Below are 20,610 nucleotides of genomic sequence, written 5' to 3' on the forward strand. Positions count from 1 at the left end.
CTTACAGAGAGCTAGCGGTGGTGGAAGTCTAGTAGAGGGCAATTTGTGAAGAACATCTTGGAGTTGCTAATCGAAAGTATCCTAGTTGTATGAGTAGGCTTAGCCGGGAAAGACCGATATATCTTATATGAGGTGAATCACCTAGGGTGATTAACTAGGGTGGTAACGCGGAGTTTAAGGCTTCGTCCCTTCTATTTATAGGGGGGACGGGGCCTTTTTTAGTTTAATAATAATATGTATTGTTAAACTAATTATAATGTGGCATCAGCCATTTTATAGCTATATTTGAGGATATAAATTACACTGGTCTCGGTCAGTCTAGGAGTAGATGTGATAGAGTAGAAGAGTTTTTAATTTTTAAGGAGATGAAAGACATGGAAACAACATCAATTAGAAGTCTTTACGAGCAAGGTGCTACAGAAGGCCAAATTACTGTAGCAGGTTGGGTAAGAACAGTTAGAGATTCAAAAACATTTGGTTTCATTGAAGTAAATGATGGTACATTTTTCAAATCATTACAAGTTGTATTTGAAGAACATTTACCAAACTTTAAAGACATTGCTAAATTAGGCGTAGGAGCAGCTATTATTGTAACAGGTAATTTAGTACTTACACCTAACCAAAAACAACCATTCGAGATTAAAGCAACAGAAATCGTGGTTGAAGGTGAATGTCCACCAGAATATCCACTTCAAAAGAAAAGACACTCATTCGAGTATTTAAGACAAATTGCATACCTTAGACCACGTACAAACACATTTGGTGCTGTATTTAGAGTACGTTCTTTAGCAGCTTATGCAATTCATAAATTCTTCCAAGAGAGAAACTTCGTATATGCACATACACCACTTATTACAGCAAGTGACTGTGAAGGTGCAGGGGAAATGTTTAGAGTAACAACTTTAGACCCAGCAAATCCACCAAGAAATGAACAAGGTGAAGTAGACTTCAAAGAAGATTTCTTCGGAAAAATGGCGAACCTTACAGTATCAGGTCAACTTTCAGCTGAAACATTTGCAATGGCATTTAGAGATGTTTATACATTTGGACCAACATTTAGAGCTGAAAACTCAAATACACCTCGTCATGCTGCTGAGTTCTGGATGATTGAACCAGAGATCGCTTTCGCTGATTTACAAGATGATATGCGTTTAGCAGAAGATATGGTTAAATTCGTTATTAACTATGTATTAGAAAATGCAAAAGAAGAAATGCAATTCTTTAACCAATTCGTAGATAAAGGTATCTTAGATAGATTAAACCTCATTGTAAATTCAGATTTCGCACGTGTAACTTATACAGAAGCAATTGAAATCCTTAAAAATAGTGGTAAAAAATTCGATTACGAAGTATTCTGGGGATGTGACCTTCAAACAGAGCATGAACGTTACTTATCAGAAGAACACTTCAAAAAACCTGTATTCGTAACAGATTATCCAAAAGAAATCAAAGCATTCTACATGAGACTTAACGATGATCAAAAAACAGTAGCTGCTATGGACCTTCTAGTACCAGGTATCGGTGAACTTATCGGTGGTAGCCAAAGAGAAGAAAGACTCGACGTACTTCTTGCACGTATGGCAGAACTTGGCCTTAAAGAAGAAGATTACTGGTGGTATTTAGATCTTAGAAGATTTGGTGGTACAAGACATGCTGGATTTGGTCTTGGATTCGAAAGACTTATCATGTATTTAACAGGTATGACAAATATTAGAGACGTAATTCCATTCCCAAGAACAGCTGGTAATGCTGAGTTCTAGGAAGTGATATAAAGAAGTCATAGTACATTAGTACTGTGGCTTTTTTTGCATTATAAAAAATATATTGATGAAATTTATTGATAAGCTATACAATTGGTTATAAAATATACAAAGTACTTAATATATTTAAAATATAATAAAAACAGTTAAATGGGAGGATTATATGTATTGTAGAAAATGTGGTACATGGTGTGAAGATAGTGCTGTCTTTTGTACACAGTGTGGGGAGCCTTTAGGCGAGAAAACAACTAAAGAAGGTGGGGCAGCTTATAATGAAGCTGCAGCAGGTACCAATATTAATGCAGGCTATACCAATGATTATCATACAAATTATAGAGAGGGGTATAGTAGCATGAATACATATGCTGGATTTTGGAAAAGATTTTTAGCCATCGTAATAGATGGGATTATTCTGAGCATTGTTAATGGGATTATTGCGATTGCATTAAAGGGAATAGGCCTTACAAGTATAACAGAGCTCATTTCTATATTAATCGGTTGGTTTTATTACGCTTATATGGAAAGCTCAGAATATCAAGGCACGCTTGGCAAGTTGGCATTACAACTTCGTGTAACGGATCTTTTTGGTGAGCGTATTACTTTTGCGAGGGCAACGGGACGTTATTTTGGTAAATATATTTCAGGATTAATCTTATGTATTGGCTATATGATGGCAGGTTGGACAGAGAAGAAACAGGCATTGCATGATATTATGGCAGGAACACTTGTGGTGAATGAATAAGAAAAAGTGAAAAATAAAGAGTGAAAAGTGAAGAATTGAGGAGAAGAAGAAGGCTACTGCTTTTTAAAGAGGGGCTTTTCTTCTTCTTTTTTTGGGATTTTGCGTAAAGAAGGAAAGAAAATATAAATGGAGAATATAAATAGTGTGTAGAATATTTATAAAATAAAGTTAAAACTATAAGCAGAGAGGAGTGATAAGTGGGTGCAAATCACAAAGGTGAAGGTTAAAAATTTGTATGGCTTACATCATTATGAAATTGCATTTGATGAGGAGGCTTGCATTAAGATTATTCATGCACCAAATGGGTATGGGAAAACAACATTATTAAAGTTAATAGATTATGTAATGTATTATCGTTTAGATGAAATTTTACCTATTCCTTTTACAAAGTTTCAGATTATTTTTGATCAGTGTGTGAGTGTAGAGGTTATAAGGCATTATGACAATACAATGCAGGAGATAGAGTATATTATTTCTGAGTCAGGGCAAGCAAGGCATTATAGATGTTTCTCTGAAAAGGGGACTGTTGAAAAGGGAATAACGCAGCAGCTAGATGAAAAATTAAGTTGTTTACGCATGAAGATGCCGATTCATTTAATTCGTGCCAATCGTCTGCTTCAAGAGAATGATGACAATGGAGAAATGATTCCCGCCGTATTACGCTATGCCAAAGAATTAAAAGATTTAATGAAAAATGCGTTGGCTAGGTCTGCGAAAGTCAATGAAGAATTAGATCGCAATTTTCCTAAAAGGCTTTTGGACATAGTAGGGAAGGCAAAGGATGAAAAGACTTTGTCGTATGAAAAGATTAGCAGTGACTTAAGAGAGATAGAAAATAAGCGTAAACAATTAGAACAGGTTGGGCTCTTACTTGCAAGTACGTCTCAAGAGGTGGAGATTACAGCACAGACGCCAACTTATATATTAGAGACATTGATGTTATATATTGAAGAAAGCAAGAGAAAGCTAAGTGTTTTTGATGAACTAGCACCACGTATGGCGCTCATGCAGGAACTTATCAATAAACGCTTTACGTATAAGACGATGTGTTTGAGTCAAGAAGAGGGCTTTATGTTTGAAGTACCTTATAATGGTAAGCTACATGCAGATAAATTATCTTCTGGAGAACAGAATGAACTTATCCTTATATTTGAACTTTTATTTAAATCCAAGGTAAATGCACTCATTTTAATTGATGAACCTGAAATTTCTTTGCATATTGCATGGCAACAAAGCTTTTTAGAGGATATGGAAAAAATAGCAGCATTAACGGGGGTGAAACTAATCATTGCAACCCATTCACCAGATATTATTAATGGTAGATGGGATCTAACAACTGGTTTGGAGGAGTGCTGATGAAAGGATACCTAAATGCCACAAGATTAATCACAAAGCTTAAAATGTTACGTAGTGGAAAGAAAAATAAGAGCTTTATGGTTGTAGAAGGAGTTACGGATTTACGTTTATATAGTAAGTTTGTGGATGAAGCACTTTGTAATATTATTATTGCAGATAGTAAGCAGAATGTGAGAGCCTGTATTATTGCCTGCAATGAAGAAGGTGTAGAGGGAATTATTGGCATTGTAGATGCGGATTTTAGCAGGTTAGAAGAAACAGAAGAGGAGATTCCAAACTTATTTAAAACAGATGCACATGATTTAGAATGTATGTTAATGAGGTCACCAGCATATGAGGATATTATTAAAGAGTATGTCAACATCAATAAATATGCACGATTTGAAGGACGTAGCCAAGAACGGGTGAGAAATATATTACTTAGAAATGCAGCTATTATTGGGTATTTAAGGTGGTACTCATTACAGAAAAACTTAGGATTTAATTTTTCTATGTTAGATTTTAGTTTGTTTGTAGATCCACATACATTAGAGGTAGATATAGAAAGTTTAGTCAAACAGGTCTTAATACGGTCGCGTAAAATAAATGCATTTTCAGTAGAGGCATTAGTGTATAAGATACAAGAAATGCTTGCAAAAGAAGAGGATTTATGGCAGGTTTGTTGCGGACATGATTTAATTGAACTTTTAGCCATTGGCTTTGTGAATGTATTTGGAGATTATAATGCTAAGAATCTATTTGCAGGACAATTAGAAGGCAGCTTTAGGTTGGCTTATACAAAAAGTTATTTTGAAATGACACAGCTTTACAAAAACTTATTGGCATGGCAGAAACAAAATAGTCATTTTACGATTTTTTCCGAAATGTCTCAAGTAGAGGGGTTAGAAGTGATTGTGTAAATTTTTATAACAAGAGATGCAAATTTTTCTATTTACTTTATAACATTTTGAAAATAAAATGTAGATGTACAACTTATAAATCTATAATGAAGGAGATAAAGAGTCTATGAAATTTGGTTACTTTGACGATAACAGACGTGAATACGTTATTACAACACCTCAAACACCTTACCCATGGATTAACTACTTGGGAAGTGAAGAGTTTTTCGGTTTAATATCTAATACAAGTGGTGGGTATACATTTTATAAGGATGCAAGACTTAGAAGAATCACACGTTTTAGATATAATAGTGTGCCTATTGATAATGGGGGAAGATATTTTTATATCAATGATGGTGGAGACATATGGTCACATACATGGAAACCAGTGAAAAAAGAACTTTCTTTCTATGAATGTAGACATGGTCTTGGGTACTCAATGTTTACAGGTGAAAGAAATGGCATTAGAGTAGAACAACTTGCTTTTGTACCAAAAGGAGTTAATGCAGAAATACATAGATTAAAAGTTAAAAATACATCTAATAGCACAAAAGACATTAAATTATTCTCTTTCATTGAGTTCTGCTTATGGGATGCACAAGATGATTCTACTAACTTCCAAAGAAACTTTAGTACAGGTGAAGTAGAAATTAAGGGTAGTGCCATTTATCATAAGACTGAGTATAAAGAAAGAAGAAATCACTATGCTTTCTACTCAGTAAACACAGAAATTAATGGATTTGATACAGATCGTGACTCATTTATTGGTTTATATAATGGTTTTGAAGCACCAGATAGCGTTATGCATGGTGAATGTAAAAATTCAGTAGCAAGTGGTTGGTCACCAATTGCAGCACATCAGATTAATATTGCTTTAGCACCAGGTGAAGAAAAAACATTAATCTTTACATTAGGTTATGTAGAAAATCCAGAGGACCAGAAATGGGAATCTAAAGGAATTATTAATAAAAAACCAGCAGAAGAGATTATGGCACGTTTTAGCACAGAAGAAGGCGTAGAAGCAGCATTCAAAGAACTTAACGACTCTTGGGATAGCTTACTTTCTCACTATACATTAGAAAGTGATGATGAAAAACTTAACCGTATGGTTAATATCTGGAATCCATATCAATGTATGGTTACTTTCAATATGTCTCGTAGTGCATCTTATTTTGAATCTGGTATTGGGCGTGGTATGGGATTCAGAGATTCTAACCAAGATTTACTTGGTTTTGTACACCAAATTCCAGAACGTGCAAGAGAAAGAATCATTGATATTGCTTCAACACAATTTGAGGATGGTGGCTGCTATCATCAATATCAACCACTTACTAAAAAGGGAAATAATGATATCGGTAGTGGGTTCAACGATGACCCATTATGGCTTATCTTAGGAACAACAGCATATATTAAAGAATCAGGTGACTTTGGAATCTTAGATGAAATGGTACCATTTGATAATGATGAAAATAATAAAGCGACATTATTCCATCACTTAAAGGTATCTCTTGACCATGTCACAAATAACCTTGGACCTCATGGCCTCCCACTTATTGGCCGTGCAGACTGGAATGACTGCTTAAACCTTAACTGTTTCTCAACAACACCCGGTGAATCATTCCAAACAACAGAGAACCAAGCTGGTGGCGTAGCAGAATCTGTATTTATTGCAGGTATGTACGTTATGATTGGTAAAGAATATGTAGCACTTTGCAAACAACTTGGCAAGGATGAAGAAGCAACTCGGGCACAAGCTAATGTAGATGAAATGGAAAGAAATACACTTAAATATGGTTATGATGGTGCATGGTTCCTTCGCGCTTATGACTTCTATGGTAATAAAATTGGTAGTGATGAAAATGAAGAAGGTAAAATCTTCATTGAGCCACAAGGTTTCTGCGTAATGGCAGGTATTGGCGCACAAACAGGTGAAGCTGAAAGAGCACTTAAATCAGTAGAAGAAAGACTTGATACTGAATATGGTATTGTGCTTAATAATCCAGCCTTTACAAAATACTATGTAGAAATGGGTGAAATCTCAACTTACCCAGCAGGTTACAAAGAAAATGCCGGTATATTCTGTCATAACAATCCATGGATTGCGTGCGCTGAGACAGTACTAGGTCATGGAGATCGTGCTTTTGAGGTTTATAGAAAGATTGCACCAGCGTACCTTGAAGAAATCAGTGATATTCATAAAACAGAACCATATGTTTATTCACAAATGGTAGCTGGTAAGGATGCTGTAAGACATGGTGAAGCTAAAAACTCATGGCTCACAGGAACAGCTGCTTGGAACTTCATTACAATTTCTCAATGGATTTTAGGTATCAAACCTGATTATACAGGCTTAAAAGTAGATCCATGTATTCCAAAAGATTGGGATGGTTATAAAGTAACTAGAGAATTCAAAGGTGCTAAATATGAGATTAGCATTAAGAATCCATCACATGTAAGTTGCGGTGTAAGTAGCTTAATTGTAGATGGTAAGGTTGTTGAAGGAAATATTATCCCAGATTTCAAAGATGGTGAAACACATACAGTTGAAGCGATTTTAGGATAGAACTTGACAAGGGGATAGAATAATGATAATATTCTAAAATAAACAATGATCTCAAAGGCGAGAAAACATTACCTTAGGTAATGCTTTCTCGCCTTTTTGTATAGCGTTCACTATAAATATAAAAAAGTAATAGCGATTAATTGAGGAGGCCTTTTAAATGAAGAAGAACAAAGAAAAACAAAAAGAGCGCAAGATTTTTACAGCTGGTATTTTAACAGTTAGTGATAGTAGTGCAAGCGGAGAAAAAGCAGATGAAAGTGGTAAAATATTAGACTATATGTTAAGGGGGCGTGGCTTCGATATTAAATATTATATAGTTATTCCAGATGAATTAGATCGTATTCAAGAGGCACTTGTAATGCTTTGTGATGAAATTAAAGTCGATCTTGTTATTACGACAGGGGGAGTAGGATTTAGAAAAAGAGATGTGACACCAGAGGCAACACAAGGGGTGCTAGATAAAGAAGTACCTGGTATTAGCGAAGCCTTAAGATATTATCAGCTTCAATATAACCCGAAGGCGATGCTTTCAAGAGGGGTGGCAGGGATACGTAGAAATACCTTGATTATTAATTTATTAGAAGATGTAAAAGATGTAAGTCGTTCCTTCCAAAGTATTATTGACCCCATTTATGAAGGGCTTAGAACAATTAATGAATTAGATTAAAGTAATGTCTTGCAAAAGATTCTATTTATATAGAATCTTTTTTTGTGTATTTCACAATATTTTTAATATATACTATATATAGATTGTAGAGAGACATAAGATTTCAAGCATATTAGAAGACAGAGAATCTATATCATTAAATGACTTTGAAATAGAATATAGGAGGCAAGGAAGATGGAACTTGGTATTGGACTTATTTTAATTGTGTGGCTAGTTGCTTTATTAAGTACGCAGCATAGGGCTAAAAAAACATATGAGTTATTAGAAAAAGAGAAAATAATCAAATCCGGTTTGGATGAAAGTCGTATGGAAGTTATTTTGCGATATGCAGGGGGTGTGATTTTAATTGGTTTCGTGCTAGTGGTCATTTGGGGAGCGGTTACAAAAAATTTTGATGAGCGCATCATGCTTTATTTAGTAGCAGGTTATTTATTGATTTATTATGCAATGGAATATATTTCACATTATAGATGGTGTATGACAAAAGATGGTTTAAGAAGTAGCAGGCAATTAGAACTTATAGGTTTTGAAAAAGTAGTAAATTTTACTTGGTATGAAAGACCAGAGAAATTAATACTAAGGGTGAATTATAAAGGGAGAGGCATTGTAACACGAAAAAGTGATTATGTCGTACCACTTAAGAAGCGTAAAGACGTAGAGCAATTCTTAAAAAGTAAGGTAATTTGCACCAGAGGATGAAAAATATGTAGAATACAGCATTATATTTGGTATAATAGAATAAATGTAATACATAAGGAGTGTAAATTAAAATGTATAAGTTAGTAGCAGTAGATATGGATGGTACTTTATTACGTGAAGATAAAACAGTTTCAGATAGAACAAAAGCTGCCATTCAAATGGCCCATGAACAAGGGGTTAAAGTTGTTTTAGCATCAGGAAGACCTATTGAAGGGCTGAATCGCTATTTGGAAGAATTAGGACTTTGCACAGAGGAAGATTATGTACTAAGCTATAATGGTAGTGTCGTACAAAATGTAGGCACAAAAGAAGTAATTGCAAAAAGTGTTTTAAAGGGAACAGATTTAATGTATCTTTATGACATTGCACAAAAATTAAATATAAATATTCATGCTTTTTCAAAAGACGGCTGTATCACACCTAAAATGAGTGAATACTCACAGCTTGAAGGACGTATTAATGGCATTGCTGTCCATGAGATAGACTATAGTGAGATTCCTTTAGATGAAGATATCGTTAAAGTAATGCTTGTTGACCCAGCGGAGGTTTTAGAAGAAGCAATTAAGCAGTTACCAGAGGAAGTTTATGAAAAGTATACAGTTGTAAGAAGTGCACCTTATTTCTTAGAATTTTTAAATAAGAATTCTGGCAAGGCCATAGGTGTGAAAGCATTAGGTGAGCACCTTGGTATCAAAAGAGAAGAAATTATTTGTATTGGTGATGCAGGTAATGACCTTGATATGATTGAGTATGCAGGACTTGGAGTAGCTATGGGTAATGCCTTTGAAGAAGTGAAGGCAGCAGCCGATTACATTACAGGTTCAAATGAAGAAGATGGTGTGGCACAGGTAATTGAGAAATTTGTTGCCATGAAATAAGAGTCACTTGCATATGTATATTGTGAGGCGTATAATAGGGAAGATAACCTATTAAATAAAAAATTAACGGAGGAACCAAATGGATATAGAAGGGGATATTATACTGAGAGAAATGGACGAAGCAGATTGTAAGAATTTAGAGGAAGCTTTCGCCGGTAAGGTCCATGGGACCACTCAGCTTTATACATCCTATTTAGAAGCAGGCCGTATAGGAAAGAGAGATACTGTTGTTGCTTATTGTAAAGGTCAGATTGCAGGATATGCTACTATTTTGTGGGAAAGCGAGTATGAAGGCTTCGAAGAAGAAGGCATACCAGAAATTACAGATATAGAAGTACTTGATGCATTTAAAAGTAGAGGCATTGCAATGAAATTAATGGATGAGCTAGAAAGACGTGCGTTGCAACGCAGTGAATATTGCGGTGTAGGTGTCGGTCTTGCAGATCCTTATGAACCAGCACAAAAACTTTATGCCAAGAGAGGCTATCAGCCAGATGGCAAAGGGATTTTCTATATAGAGCATGCACGTATTCATGAGCAATTAGAAATTGATGATAATCAAGGTCTGATGATGATTAAGAAGTTATAAATAAATAGAAATAGATGGTCGTAGCACAAAGGTGCTGCGGCCTTTTTTTGTGGGGCGGTTGCGGCATGGATAAGTTTAAGAGATATATTTTAAACTTACGTACACCTGACAAGTTTTCTAAAAAAGCCGCAGGTCTGTACTTTGTGGAGATATCAGCTGAGGGGAAAGAACAAATGTTTTTGGTATGAGAAGAGGAGAAGAAAATTTAGGTAAATGGTTTAGGCGAAAGGGCGTACTTTTAAGGGATATGCGAGGAGAATTTTGGTTTAGAAATAGGGGAAGATAAAATTAGGGTTGCAATGTGACACAGTGTCATATATAATTGAAAAGTGACAAAGCGTCATATGACAGTGTGTCATAAATGAAAAATGAACTCTGAATGTGATGTGTAGGAAAGGAAGATTGTATGCCAAAGCAAACTTTTTTTAATTTACCAAGTGAAAAAAGAGCATTGATTTTAGAGGCGGCGAGACAGGAATTTTCGGAGGTTACTTTACAGGAGGCTTCTATTGCAAATATTATTAAGCGAGCGGGGATTCCAAGAGGAAGTTTTTATCAGTATTTTGAAGATAAGGATGATTTATTTTTATATCTTGTTGAAGAAGCAGGTAAAGACTTTTTTGAACGACTTATTAAAATACTCCAAGATGAAAAAGGTGATGTTTTTACAGCTAGTGAAATTTGGTTCAAGCAAAATATTGAGGGATTAGATGATCCGAGGGTGAAAAAACTTTGCAAAAATATATTTTTGAGTATGAATGAAAAAATGCAAGATAAGATGATACCCCATTGCGTCAAACATCCTTTTGCAGGAAGTATGAGAATATTAGTTGAGAATATGGATTTAACGCAGCTTCGTATTTCTGATGAAGAAGAGATGAAATACTTTTTAAGAATGCTTAAAGGGATTATTTTTGGCTCAATGGCAGCTTATTTAAAAGGAAATGTAGAGAAGGATAGATGTCTTAAGGCCTATACATTTCAAATGGAAGTTATAAAAAGAGGCATTTCTAAAAATTAGACGAACTAGAGGGGGTTTAGCATGATTAAGCTGATTAAGTATTTAAAGCCTTATATAGGACATATATTTGCCATTATTGTACTTTTATTTTCACAAGCAATGTGCGAGTTAGCATTACCAGATTATATGTCTAAAATTGTGAATCAAGGGATTAGCGTAGGTGATACCACCTATATTATTAAAACAGGAGGGATGATGCTTCTTATTTCTTTAGGAAGTGCAGTTTGTGCCATTGTGGTAGGCCTTTTTGCATCACATATTGCAGCAAAGGTAGCTATGGCACTTAGAAGAGATGTATTTGAAAAAGTTGAGAGTTTCTCAAGTGTTGAATTTGATAAATTCCAATCTGCTTCATTAATTACAAGAACAACAAATGATATTACACAAGTTCAAACGGTACTTATTATGATGCTTCGTATGGTCTTTTATGCACCAATTATGGGTGTAGGTGGAATCTTTAAAGCATTATCAAAGAATGTATCAATGTCATGGATTATTGCTTTAGCAGTTATTATTTTAATAGGCATTATTGCAGTAATCTTTAGCTTAGCATTACCACGTTTCAAACGTGTGCAAAAGCTTATTGATAAATTAAACTTAGTAACACGAGAGAATTTATCAGGGATGCTTGTTATTCGTGCATTTAATACACAAGGTTTCGAAGAAGCACGTTTTGATGAGACAAACAAAACACTTACAGGTGTCAATTTATTTGTAAATCGTCTCATGTCATTTTTAATGCCTGCTATGATGCTTATTATGAACCTTACAACAGTACTGATTGTATGGATTGGTGCCAAGGAAGTAGGTAACTTAAATATGCAAGTAGGGGATATGATGGCATTTATCCAATATGCAATGCAAATTATTATGAGTTTCTTAATGATTTCAATGATGTTCATTATGATTCCTAGAGCTTCTGTTTCAGGAGACCGTGTGGCAGAAGTATTAGAAACAGAAGTTGCCATTCGTGACCCTAAAGAAGAAAAGAAATTTAATAATAAAGTAGAAGGAATAGTAGAATTTAAAAATGTAGAATTCTCTTATCCAGGTGCTGAAGATGCTGTGCTTCATGATATCAGCTTTACAGCAAAACCAGGAGAGACAACAGCTTTTATAGGTTCTACAGGAAGCGGAAAATCCACACTGATTAACTTAATTCCAAGATTTTATGATGTGACAAAAGGTGCTATTACAATTGATGGCATTGATGTAAGAGACATTAGTCAACATAACTTACATGAACAAATAGGCTATGTGCCTCAAAAGGCTGTTTTATTCTCAGGAGATATAGAAAGCAACCTGAAATATGGCCGTAAAGAAGCAACAGATTTAGAAATTGAAGAAGTTATTGAAATCGCTCAATCTAAAGAGTTTATTTTAGCTAAACCAGAAGGCATTAAAGCACCAATTGCACAAGGCGGAAGCAATGTATCGGGTGGTCAAAAACAACGTTTATCAATTGGCCGTGCACTTGCTAAAAAAGCACCGATTTGTATTTTGGATGATAGTTTCTCTGCTTTAGACTTTAAAACAGATGCAGCACTTAGAAAGGCGCTTAAGGAAAAGATGGCAGATACAACAATGTTAGTTGTTGCACAGCGTATTAGTTCAATTATGCATGCAGAGCAAATTATTGTTTTAGATGGCGGACGCATTGTAGGGAAGGGGACACACCATGAACTTCTTCAAAACTGCAGCGTTTATAAGGAAATTGCATTATCACAATTATCAAGGGAGGAACTAGACAATGAGTAATAATAATCGCCCTCCACAAAGGAAAGGCTCTATGGGTGGACATGGCCCAATGAGAGGTATGGGACCTGGAGAAAAAGCAAAAGACTTTAAAGGTACTATGCAAAAGCTTATGAGCTATTTAGGTCAATTTAAAATAGGGATTAGTATCGTGGCTATATTTGCCATTGCCTCAACTGTTTTTTCTATTGTAGGTCCTAAAATACTCGGGAAAGCTACAACGAAACTTTTTGAAGGTGTTATGGGATATGTGAAAACTGGTACTATGGCAATTGATTATGACTTCATTGGTAAGATTATTGGCTTACTTTTAGTCATCTATATTATTTCAGCAGTATTTGCTTATATTCAATCATGGATTATGTCGGGTGTTTCTCAAAAAGTAACGTATAACCTAAGAAAAGAAATTTCAGAGAAAATCAACCGTATGCCAATTAAATACTTTGACACAAAAACACATGGTGAAGTCCTTTCGCGTATTACAAATGACGTGGATGTGGTAAGTCAAACTTTAGGTCAAAGTTTAACACAAATCATTACATCTATTGTGACAGTACTTGGTGTGCTTGTAATGATGCTGAGCATTAGTCCACTGATGACACTTGTAGCCATTATTGTTATTCCACTTTCATTAGTTGTTGTTATGGGCGTTGTAAAGCGTTCACAAAAGTACTTTAAGGCACAACAAGAATATTTAGGTCATTTAAATGGTCATATTGAAGAAATGTATAGTGGACATATCGTTGTAAAGGCTTTTAATGGTGAAGAAGATGCGCTTGAAACCTTTAATAAATATAACGAAACACTTTATGAATCTTCATGGAAATCTCAGTTCTTATCAGGTATGATGATGCCACTTATGGGATTTGTAGGGAACCTTGGTTATGTGATTGTATGTATTTTAGGTGGTTTCCTTGCAGTTAAAAATGCCATTGAAGTCGGGGATATTCAAGCTTTCATTCAATATATGAGAAGTTTTACACAACCTATGGGACAGCTTGCTAATATTTCAAATACACTGCAATCAACAGCAGCAGCTGCGGAACGTGTTTTTGAGTTCCTAGATGAGGATGAAGAAGTGGCAGAAACAAAAACGCCAGTTTCCTTAGAAAACCCACAAGGTGCTGTAAGTTTTGAAAATGTACACTTTGGTTATACGGATACTAAAACAATTATTAATAACTTTACAGCAGATATCAAACCAGGTCAAACGGTTGCTATTGTAGGACCTACTGGTGCTGGTAAAACAACAATTGTGAAACTTTTAATGCGTTTCTATGAACTAAATGCGGGAAGCATTAAAGTAGATGGGCATGATATTTGTGACTTTACAAGAGAAGACCTCCGTAAATTATTCGGTATGGTACTTCAAGATACATGGCTTTATAATGCTAGCATTATGGATAATATTCGTTACAGCAGACAGGATGCTACAGAGGAGGAAATTATTGCAGCGGCCAAAGCAGCTCACGTAGATGAATTCGTGCATACTCTTCCAGATGGCTACAATATGATTCTTAATGAAGAGGCAAGTAATGTTTCACAAGGTCAAAAGCAGCTTTTAACAATAGCACGTGCTATTTTAAGAGATCCTAAAATCCTTATTTTAGATGAAGCTACAAGTTCCGTAGATACACGTACAGAAGTACTTATTCAAAAAGCTATGGAAAACCTTATGAAGGGCAGAACAAGTTTCGTGATTGCTCACCGCCTTTCAACTATTCGTAATGCAGATCTCATCTTAGTAATGAAAGATGGCGATATTATTGAACAAGGGACACATGAAGAGCTTATTGCAAAAGGCAATTTCTATGCCAACCTTTACAATAGTCAATTTGAAGTTGCGTAAGGTTAAAAGTACGCAAAGGTGTTGACCGCCGCTAGTGAGGTTATGAGGGCATGGATAAGTGGCATACACTCATTTTCCATTTCCCTCCCTTTGGTCGAAGTCAAGCTAAGATGAGTGTATGCCACTTATCCACACCCGGCGAGATTTTGAGCGGCGGTAGGCGAGGTACCTTTGGGTAAAACCTTACTTAAGGGGATGGAAAAACGACTAGGTTTAAAGATATAAAGTAAATTAGATATTAAGAAGGTATGCTTCCGAATGAATCAATAATTTGGGAGCATACCTTTTATTTGTAGAGTGAATTATTTAAAAATTTCTAATAAATTGTGGTATAATTGAGGGGGAATGAGTAATAGGGGAGGGGAAGAAATGAGGATATGTGTAATTCATGGAAGTAGTCGTAAGGGAAATACAGATAAGACTATTGATATTATAAAGCGTAAGTTAAATACAATGGGACAGATGGAGTATGTGGACTTTTATTTACCGAAGGATTTACCTTATTTTTGTACGGGATGTATGGCGTGCTTGGGAACAGGAGAGCGTGCAGGTGAAAACTGTCCCCATAAGCAGTATACGCATCCTATTTTAAAAGCCTTATTGGAAGCAGATGGGATTATTATAGGGGGACCTTCATATGCGCTAGCAGAAACAGCTCAGCTTAAGGCGTTGTTTGACCATTTTGCATGTACTTATATTGTGCATCGCCCTAATGTAGAAATGTTTGATAAGATAGCACTTGTAGTTTCGACGCAAGCAGGTGCAGGCTCAGGAAGAGCAATCAGTACGATTAGCAGAAACTTGCTTTTTTGGGGCGTAAAGCGTATTTATAAATGTAAGTTAAGTTTATGGGAAGCTAATTGGAATGACATGCCAAAGGAAAGGCAAGTGAAATTGACAGATCAGCTTAGTAAGAAGGCAGAAGTATTTTATAAGGCGACTAAAAAGAGAGATAAGCTTTGTGGAAATTTAGCCGGCAAAATCATTCGTCATGTCATGAAGGGAGCTATTAAGAATTACCCAGATACACAGGCAGATAAAATATATTGGAAGAAGAAAGGGTGGATTTAATCTCCCTTTTTGTGTAATGGATTTATTATTCGGAAAATAAAAGATGAAGGATTAAATTTATGAAGAATAAAATAACGCTTATACCAGTGGATGCGATGAGTATAGTGGAAATGGAAAATTATTTAAGTGATATGGCGGCTAAGGGCTATTTATTAAAGAAGATACGGAGACTGGGACACTTTGAAAAAGCTGTACCACAGAGAATGGCTTATCGTTTGGCACCATTTATAGAGGCTAGTAAACCAGCGGAGCATCAGCTTGAAAATTATCAAAATAGTGGCTGGACTTATGTTTGCACTATAGGAAAAGTCTTTAATGTCTACCGATGTGCTGGAGGAAATCCTATAGAAATAGAGGAAGACCCCGCGGAAGTTATAAAACGTTATGAAATGGTTCAGCATAATTTAAAGGGCATTTTATGGCTAAATGGGATTAGTACTTTGATATATCTCATGCTGTTATTTTTTAATATAATATTAGATGAAACGGAGATGTTATCAGCGGTACAGTATGATACGTGGTGGTATGTGATTGTTGCGATGTTCACAACTATTATGTCTTCAGAAAACAATATTAGAACGAGGCTGAAGCTAAAAGAGCTGATTTATATGTTAAGGTTAGGGCCACTTCAGCGTGATCAGCTAGAATCTAAAATAGCTCATAAAACGTATGTTAAGACGTATATAGAAGAAGGAATAAGCACTTTTCTACTTATTATAACAGTTATCTTCTTAATTAATGGTTTTATAGGGGGGTGGGAGAGACAGGTAAGTACATATCATGACAAACTGCCTATCGTAACACTTCAGGAAATAGAGCAAGATGTAAATTTTGAAATCACCCACCATATTTATCACAATAAGGACTATGATGATTCTATTGCTTATAAAAGAACAGGACTAGCATCAAGAATTTATGAAATAGAGCAAAGTGGGAAAATTCCAGGAAAGACTTGGAATAATGGTGAATATATACCTTGGATAGAAACTGAGTTCTATGAATTAAGGTTTAAAGGAATGACTGCCTCCTTACTTAAGGATTTAATACACAATAAGGTTAAATTTTATGATTCTGAGGTTACATATCACAAGTTAGAAGATACAGGATTTGATGAAGCTATTTATGTACAGGTAGGACAAAGGCAAATGGTATTTCTGCGTCTTGAGAAGAAAGTGATGTATACATGCTATGAAGGTGAACAGGATATAAGGCAATATATAAAAGAAATATATGATCTTATGAAGGTCTTTTAATAAAAAATCTAAATGTAAGTGATATTTACATTTAGATTTTTTTATTTATTAGAATTTAAAATATAAAATGTTGACAATTTTTAGACTTAAAAGTATAATGGGAGAAATTTATCTAAATTTTAGGAGGGGTTCAGATGAAAAATATAGGCACACAAACCATAGAAACAAAGCGTTTAATACTTCGTAGATTTAGAGTAAGTGATGCGGCAGATATGTTTAAAAATTGGGCAAATGATGATGAAGTGACTAAATTTTTAACTTGGCCTGCACATCATAGTGTAGAAGATACTAAAGGGTTATTAACAAATTGGGTAGATGGTTATACATCTTCTGATAAGTATGAATGGTGCATTGAACTTAAAGAAATAGGGCAGGCCATAGGTAGCATAGGTGGTATGAATGTTAATGAAGCGGTGAATTCTGTAGAAGTCGGCTATTGTATTTCCAGGAAATACTGGCATCAGGGAATTGTGTCAGAAGCACTTGTAGCAGTCGTTAAGTTTTTCTTTGAAGAAGTAGATGTTAATCGTATAAGTGCAAGACATGATGTGAATAATCCTAATTCAGGCAAGGTGATGCTTAAATGCGGTTTTACATATGAAGGTACGAGAAGACAATCGGATATTAATAATACAGGAATCTGTGATGTGGCATATTATGGGTTGCTTAAAGAAGACTATAGAAAATGTAAGTGAAGAAAATATAAGAGATGATATGAAGTGAGACATTAGATAATAAGGGGGCATTATATGACAAGTGAAATTGAAGAAGTAAAAAACTACTATAATACAAATCATGAAATGGGAGCATATTTTAAAAGCAGGCGTTACAGAGTTTAGTAATGAATACAGAAAGATGGAATATATGTACAGACTATTAGAGCCTAGAAAATTTGTACCAGGTGAAAGCTTTACGCATGTCTATTTCACAACTCCTCCAGCAGCATTAGATGAAGTAAGGCGTTCAGGTCTTGAGGTGATTACCTATGCAGGGGCAGAGAGTTTTTTATCAGGTATGCATCTTAGAATGAAGACATTATTTGAAGAAGATCAGCTAGTGTATAAGAACTTACTTCAAATGGCAAAGGAAGTATGCGAGTTGCCACAATACAGAGATGCCACAGAACATTTACATATAGTAGTACGTAAAAATATATAATAAGCCTAAAATTTAGGAGAAAAGAAATGCAGAAAAAGTTTGTGATAGGAAGTTTAACTCTAATAGTTATTATAAGCCTGATAAGTTTTATAAGACCCTTTAAGATAGTAAAATTAAATCCTGATGATATAGGAAAGATTAAAGTATTTGATGGGAATACAGGGAAGTCTACTGAGATTACAGATGAGGCAGATATTACACATATTATCAATAATTTAAATAGTGTTGTATTAAAGAGAGAAAAAGTGTCTTTATTTAGAGTAGGATATTCTTTAAGAATGAGCATTTATTTAAAAGATGGTACAAAAGCTAACGGTTGGCATGAGTTTATAATCAATACTTCAGATTATGTACGAAAAGATCCTTTCTTTTATAAGGTCATTGAAGGGGAAATTGATGAGGCGTATATTCAAAGGTTACTAGATAAGGAAAAGGTAGAATAAAAGATACAGAGGTGAATAGCATCTCTGTATTTTTTGTATAGAGAGAAGATTAGAGTGAATAAAGTTGTAAAAATAAAATTATTTAAAATATATAGGCAATTAATGGATAGGATGATAAGATTGCATTAGAGATAATAAATAAAGCTAAGTAAGTAAGCTAAGAAATACAATAATGACATAAAAGGAGGTAAAAGTACATGGTGATGTGGAATCCGTGGCGAGGATGTCATAAATATAGTGAGGGCTGTAAATTTTGCTATATTCATAAAGGAGATGCAAAAAGGGGTATTGATACCAATGAGATAGTAAAAAGTACTCAGTTGGAAGCACCTGTAGCAAAGAAGAAAAACGGTGAGTATAAGATTAAGGCGGGGCAGATGGTATACCTTTGCTTTTCTACTGATTTTCTTATCAAAGATGCCGATGTATGGCGTGGAAGGTGCTGGGAAATTATAAAAGAACGCAGTGACTTGCATTTTCTCTTTTTAACCAAGCGCATTGAACGTTTTTTAGAGTGTGTGCCAAGCGATTGGGGGGAAGGATATGATAATGTTACCGTAGGCGTACGATTGAAAATCAAAAGAATGCGGATTATAGGCTGGAAATTTTTAATACGTTACCTATAAAGCATAAGAATATTATTTGTCAGCCTTTAATAGAAGAAATTTATATTCAGCCATATCTTAAAAATATTGAACTGGTAGTAGTAGGGGGGGAATCTGATCGCTATGCAAGGCCATTAGACTATGACTGGGTGTTATCTATTAGACAGCAGTGTTTAGAAACAGGCACCGCTTTTGAATTTAGACAATGTGGGACACATTTTATTAAAGATGGCAAAAGTTATGTATTAAATGTAAGAGATTTATGTGCACAAGCAAGAAAAGCTAATATAAATTTAGTAGGGGAGCGTTAATATGTGCTTAGTTTGTGACAGAATACAGCAAATAAAAGAGGATAGGAATAAATATTTTATAAGGGAATTAGAGACAGGGTATGTTGTTTTAGGGGATTATCAAAGATTTAAAGGATATACAGTATTCCTATGTAAGACACATACAACGGAGCTACATTTTTTAGAAGAAGCTTTTAGAAAACAATTCTTATATGAAATGTCATTAGTGGCAGAAGCCGTTTATCATGCATTTAAGCCAGATAAGCTGAATTATGAATTATTAGGTCAAGGAGAGGGGGTACATATGCATTGGCATATATTGCCTAGGAAAGTAAAAGATACACCAAATCCAGGGCCTATCTGGCAATTGGCAGAGGAAGAATTATATGATGAGAAGTATGTACTATCAGAGGAATCATTAAACGAGATGAAACAGCAATTAAATTTAGAGTTAGATAAGTTGTTATAGGAATTAGGAGGTAAAAGAATGGATGAAGAAATATTAGGGGTAGCAGGTTATTGTGGACTCGCATGTAAGGCTTGTTCTGTATATATTGCCAGTTGTGCAGGGGGAGAAGCATTAGAGCGGCGGGCTGCTAAGGCAGGAATGACAGCAAAAGAAATGTATTGCAAAGGATGTCGATCTGATAAAACAAGTTCATATTGCGCCCAATGTGAGATTAAAAAGTGCATTAGGGAAAAAAAGTTAAATTGGTGCAGTGAGTGTACAGCATATCCATGTGAGAGAATTTTGGCATTTAAAGATTCTTTACCACATCGCGTGGAAGTTTGTGAGTCGCTAGAGTTTGCTAAAAGTCATACGTTGATAGAGTGGACTCATAAAATGAAGGAAGATTTTACCTGTGATAAGTGTGGCTCATATAATTCTGTATATGCTAAGGAATGTATCAAGTGTGGTAATGAAAATGTGAATGCATTTGCCAAGAGGCATTGGAAAATTATAGAGGACAGCCCAGAAAGAGAAAATGTATAAAAGGTTATATGATGTTAGGGGCAAATGATAGGGATTTGA

General features: G+C 35.0%; 20 protein-coding genes, 1 pseudogene and 1 other annotated feature (1 of these 22 only partly in view). All 21 genes and pseudogenes read left to right on the forward strand.

Annotation, left to right across the window (positions count from 1 at the left end):
* Window positions 1-193 (forward strand) — a binding site (T-box leader); it begins 38 nt to the left of the window's first position.
* 181 nt (window positions 194-374) lie between these two features.
* Window positions 375-1,760 carry an asparagine--tRNA ligase gene (gene asnS / locus AC1VAQ_RS03510; protein ID WP_302597894.1) on the forward strand — a complete coding sequence of 462 codons (1,386 nt, stop codon included), beginning with the start codon at window positions 375-377 and terminating at the stop codon, window positions 1,758-1,760.
* A gap of 163 nt (window positions 1,761-1,923) precedes the next feature.
* Window positions 1,924-2,502: an RDD family protein gene (locus tag AC1VAQ_RS03515; protein ID WP_302597896.1), complete on the forward strand. Its 579-nt coding sequence runs from the start codon at window positions 1,924-1,926 to the stop codon at window positions 2,500-2,502.
* 201 nt (window positions 2,503-2,703) lie between these two features.
* Window positions 2,704-3,858 carry an AAA family ATPase gene (locus AC1VAQ_RS03520; protein ID WP_302597898.1) on the forward strand — a complete coding sequence of 385 codons (1,155 nt, stop codon included), beginning with the start codon at window positions 2,704-2,706 and terminating at the stop codon, window positions 3,856-3,858.
* The gene (locus AC1VAQ_RS03525; protein WP_302597899.1) at window positions 3,858-4,757 is read left to right on the forward strand and encodes a DUF4435 domain-containing protein; all 900 of its coding nucleotides are present in this window, start codon (window positions 3,858-3,860) and stop codon (window positions 4,755-4,757) included. Before AC1VAQ_RS03520 ends, AC1VAQ_RS03525 begins: the two co-directional genes overlap by 1 nt.
* 106 nt (window positions 4,758-4,863) lie before the next feature.
* Window positions 4,864-7,299: a glycoside hydrolase family 94 protein gene (locus tag AC1VAQ_RS03530; RefSeq protein WP_302597900.1), complete on the forward strand. Its 2,436-nt coding sequence runs from the start codon at window positions 4,864-4,866 to the stop codon at window positions 7,297-7,299.
* A gap of 157 nt (window positions 7,300-7,456) precedes the next feature.
* On the forward strand, window positions 7,457-7,966 hold the full coding sequence (locus AC1VAQ_RS03535; RefSeq protein WP_302597901.1) for a MogA/MoaB family molybdenum cofactor biosynthesis protein: 510 nt from the start codon (window positions 7,457-7,459) through the stop codon (window positions 7,964-7,966).
* 174 nt (window positions 7,967-8,140) lie between these two features.
* Window positions 8,141-8,665, forward strand: coding sequence for a hypothetical protein (locus tag AC1VAQ_RS03540; protein WP_302597902.1), 525 nt, complete (start codon window positions 8,141-8,143; stop codon window positions 8,663-8,665).
* A 71-nt stretch (window positions 8,666-8,736) separates the two neighbouring features.
* Window positions 8,737-9,543 (forward strand): sugar-phosphatase, encoded by an 807-nt coding sequence (gene yidA / locus AC1VAQ_RS03545; RefSeq protein WP_479903463.1) that lies wholly within the window; start codon window positions 8,737-8,739, stop codon window positions 9,541-9,543.
* A gap of 79 nt (window positions 9,544-9,622) precedes the next feature.
* Window positions 9,623-10,132, forward strand: a complete 510-nt coding sequence (locus tag AC1VAQ_RS03550) for a GNAT family N-acetyltransferase (protein ID WP_302597904.1) — start codon at window positions 9,623-9,625, stop codon at window positions 10,130-10,132.
* Between the two features lie 65 nt (window positions 10,133-10,197).
* Entirely contained in the window at window positions 10,198-10,320 is a 123-nt protein-coding gene (locus AC1VAQ_RS03555) for a hypothetical protein (RefSeq protein ID WP_479903464.1), read from the forward strand.
* A 218-nt stretch (window positions 10,321-10,538) separates the two neighbouring features.
* Window positions 10,539-11,153 (forward strand): TetR/AcrR family transcriptional regulator, encoded by a 615-nt coding sequence (locus tag AC1VAQ_RS03560; protein ID WP_302600181.1) that lies wholly within the window; start codon window positions 10,539-10,541, stop codon window positions 11,151-11,153.
* 21 nt (window positions 11,154-11,174) lie between these two features.
* On the forward strand, window positions 11,175-12,911 hold the full coding sequence (locus AC1VAQ_RS03565) for an ABC transporter ATP-binding protein (protein WP_479903465.1): 1,737 nt from the start codon (window positions 11,175-11,177) through the stop codon (window positions 12,909-12,911).
* Window positions 12,904-14,757, forward strand: a complete 1,854-nt coding sequence (locus AC1VAQ_RS03570; protein ID WP_479903466.1) for an ABC transporter ATP-binding protein — start codon at window positions 12,904-12,906, stop codon at window positions 14,755-14,757. Before AC1VAQ_RS03565 ends, AC1VAQ_RS03570 begins: the two co-directional genes overlap by 8 nt.
* Window positions 14,758-15,126: 369 nt before the next feature.
* Window positions 15,127-15,828 (forward strand): flavodoxin family protein, encoded by a 702-nt coding sequence (locus AC1VAQ_RS03575; protein ID WP_479903467.1) that lies wholly within the window; start codon window positions 15,127-15,129, stop codon window positions 15,826-15,828.
* Window positions 15,829-15,887: 59 nt separating this feature from the next.
* Window positions 15,888-17,081, forward strand: coding sequence for a DUF2812 domain-containing protein (locus AC1VAQ_RS03580; RefSeq protein ID WP_479903468.1), 1,194 nt, complete (start codon window positions 15,888-15,890; stop codon window positions 17,079-17,081).
* A gap of 134 nt (window positions 17,082-17,215) precedes the next feature.
* On the forward strand, window positions 17,216-17,776 hold the full coding sequence (locus tag AC1VAQ_RS03585; RefSeq protein ID WP_479903469.1) for a GNAT family N-acetyltransferase: 561 nt from the start codon (window positions 17,216-17,218) through the stop codon (window positions 17,774-17,776).
* 100 nt (window positions 17,777-17,876) lie between these two features.
* The gene (locus tag AC1VAQ_RS03590; protein ID WP_479903470.1) at window positions 17,877-18,239 is read left to right on the forward strand and encodes a hypothetical protein; all 363 of its coding nucleotides are present in this window, start codon (window positions 17,877-17,879) and stop codon (window positions 18,237-18,239) included.
* Window positions 18,240-18,265: 26 nt separating this feature from the next.
* On the forward strand, window positions 18,266-18,682 hold the full coding sequence (locus tag AC1VAQ_RS03595) for a hypothetical protein (RefSeq protein WP_479903471.1): 417 nt from the start codon (window positions 18,266-18,268) through the stop codon (window positions 18,680-18,682).
* 197 nt (window positions 18,683-18,879) lie between these two features.
* Window positions 18,880-19,598, forward strand: a pseudogene (locus AC1VAQ_RS03600) (DUF5131 family protein).
* 1 nt (window position 19,599) lies between these two features.
* Window positions 19,600-20,046: an HIT family protein gene (locus AC1VAQ_RS03605; RefSeq protein ID WP_479903472.1), complete on the forward strand. Its 447-nt coding sequence runs from the start codon at window positions 19,600-19,602 to the stop codon at window positions 20,044-20,046.
* 18 nt (window positions 20,047-20,064) lie between these two features.
* On the forward strand, window positions 20,065-20,571 hold the full coding sequence (locus AC1VAQ_RS03610) for a DUF3795 domain-containing protein (protein ID WP_479903473.1): 507 nt from the start codon (window positions 20,065-20,067) through the stop codon (window positions 20,569-20,571).
* Window positions 20,572-20,610: the final 39 nt, after the last annotated feature.

It is taken from the genome of Cellulosilyticum sp. (assembly GCF_982396655.1).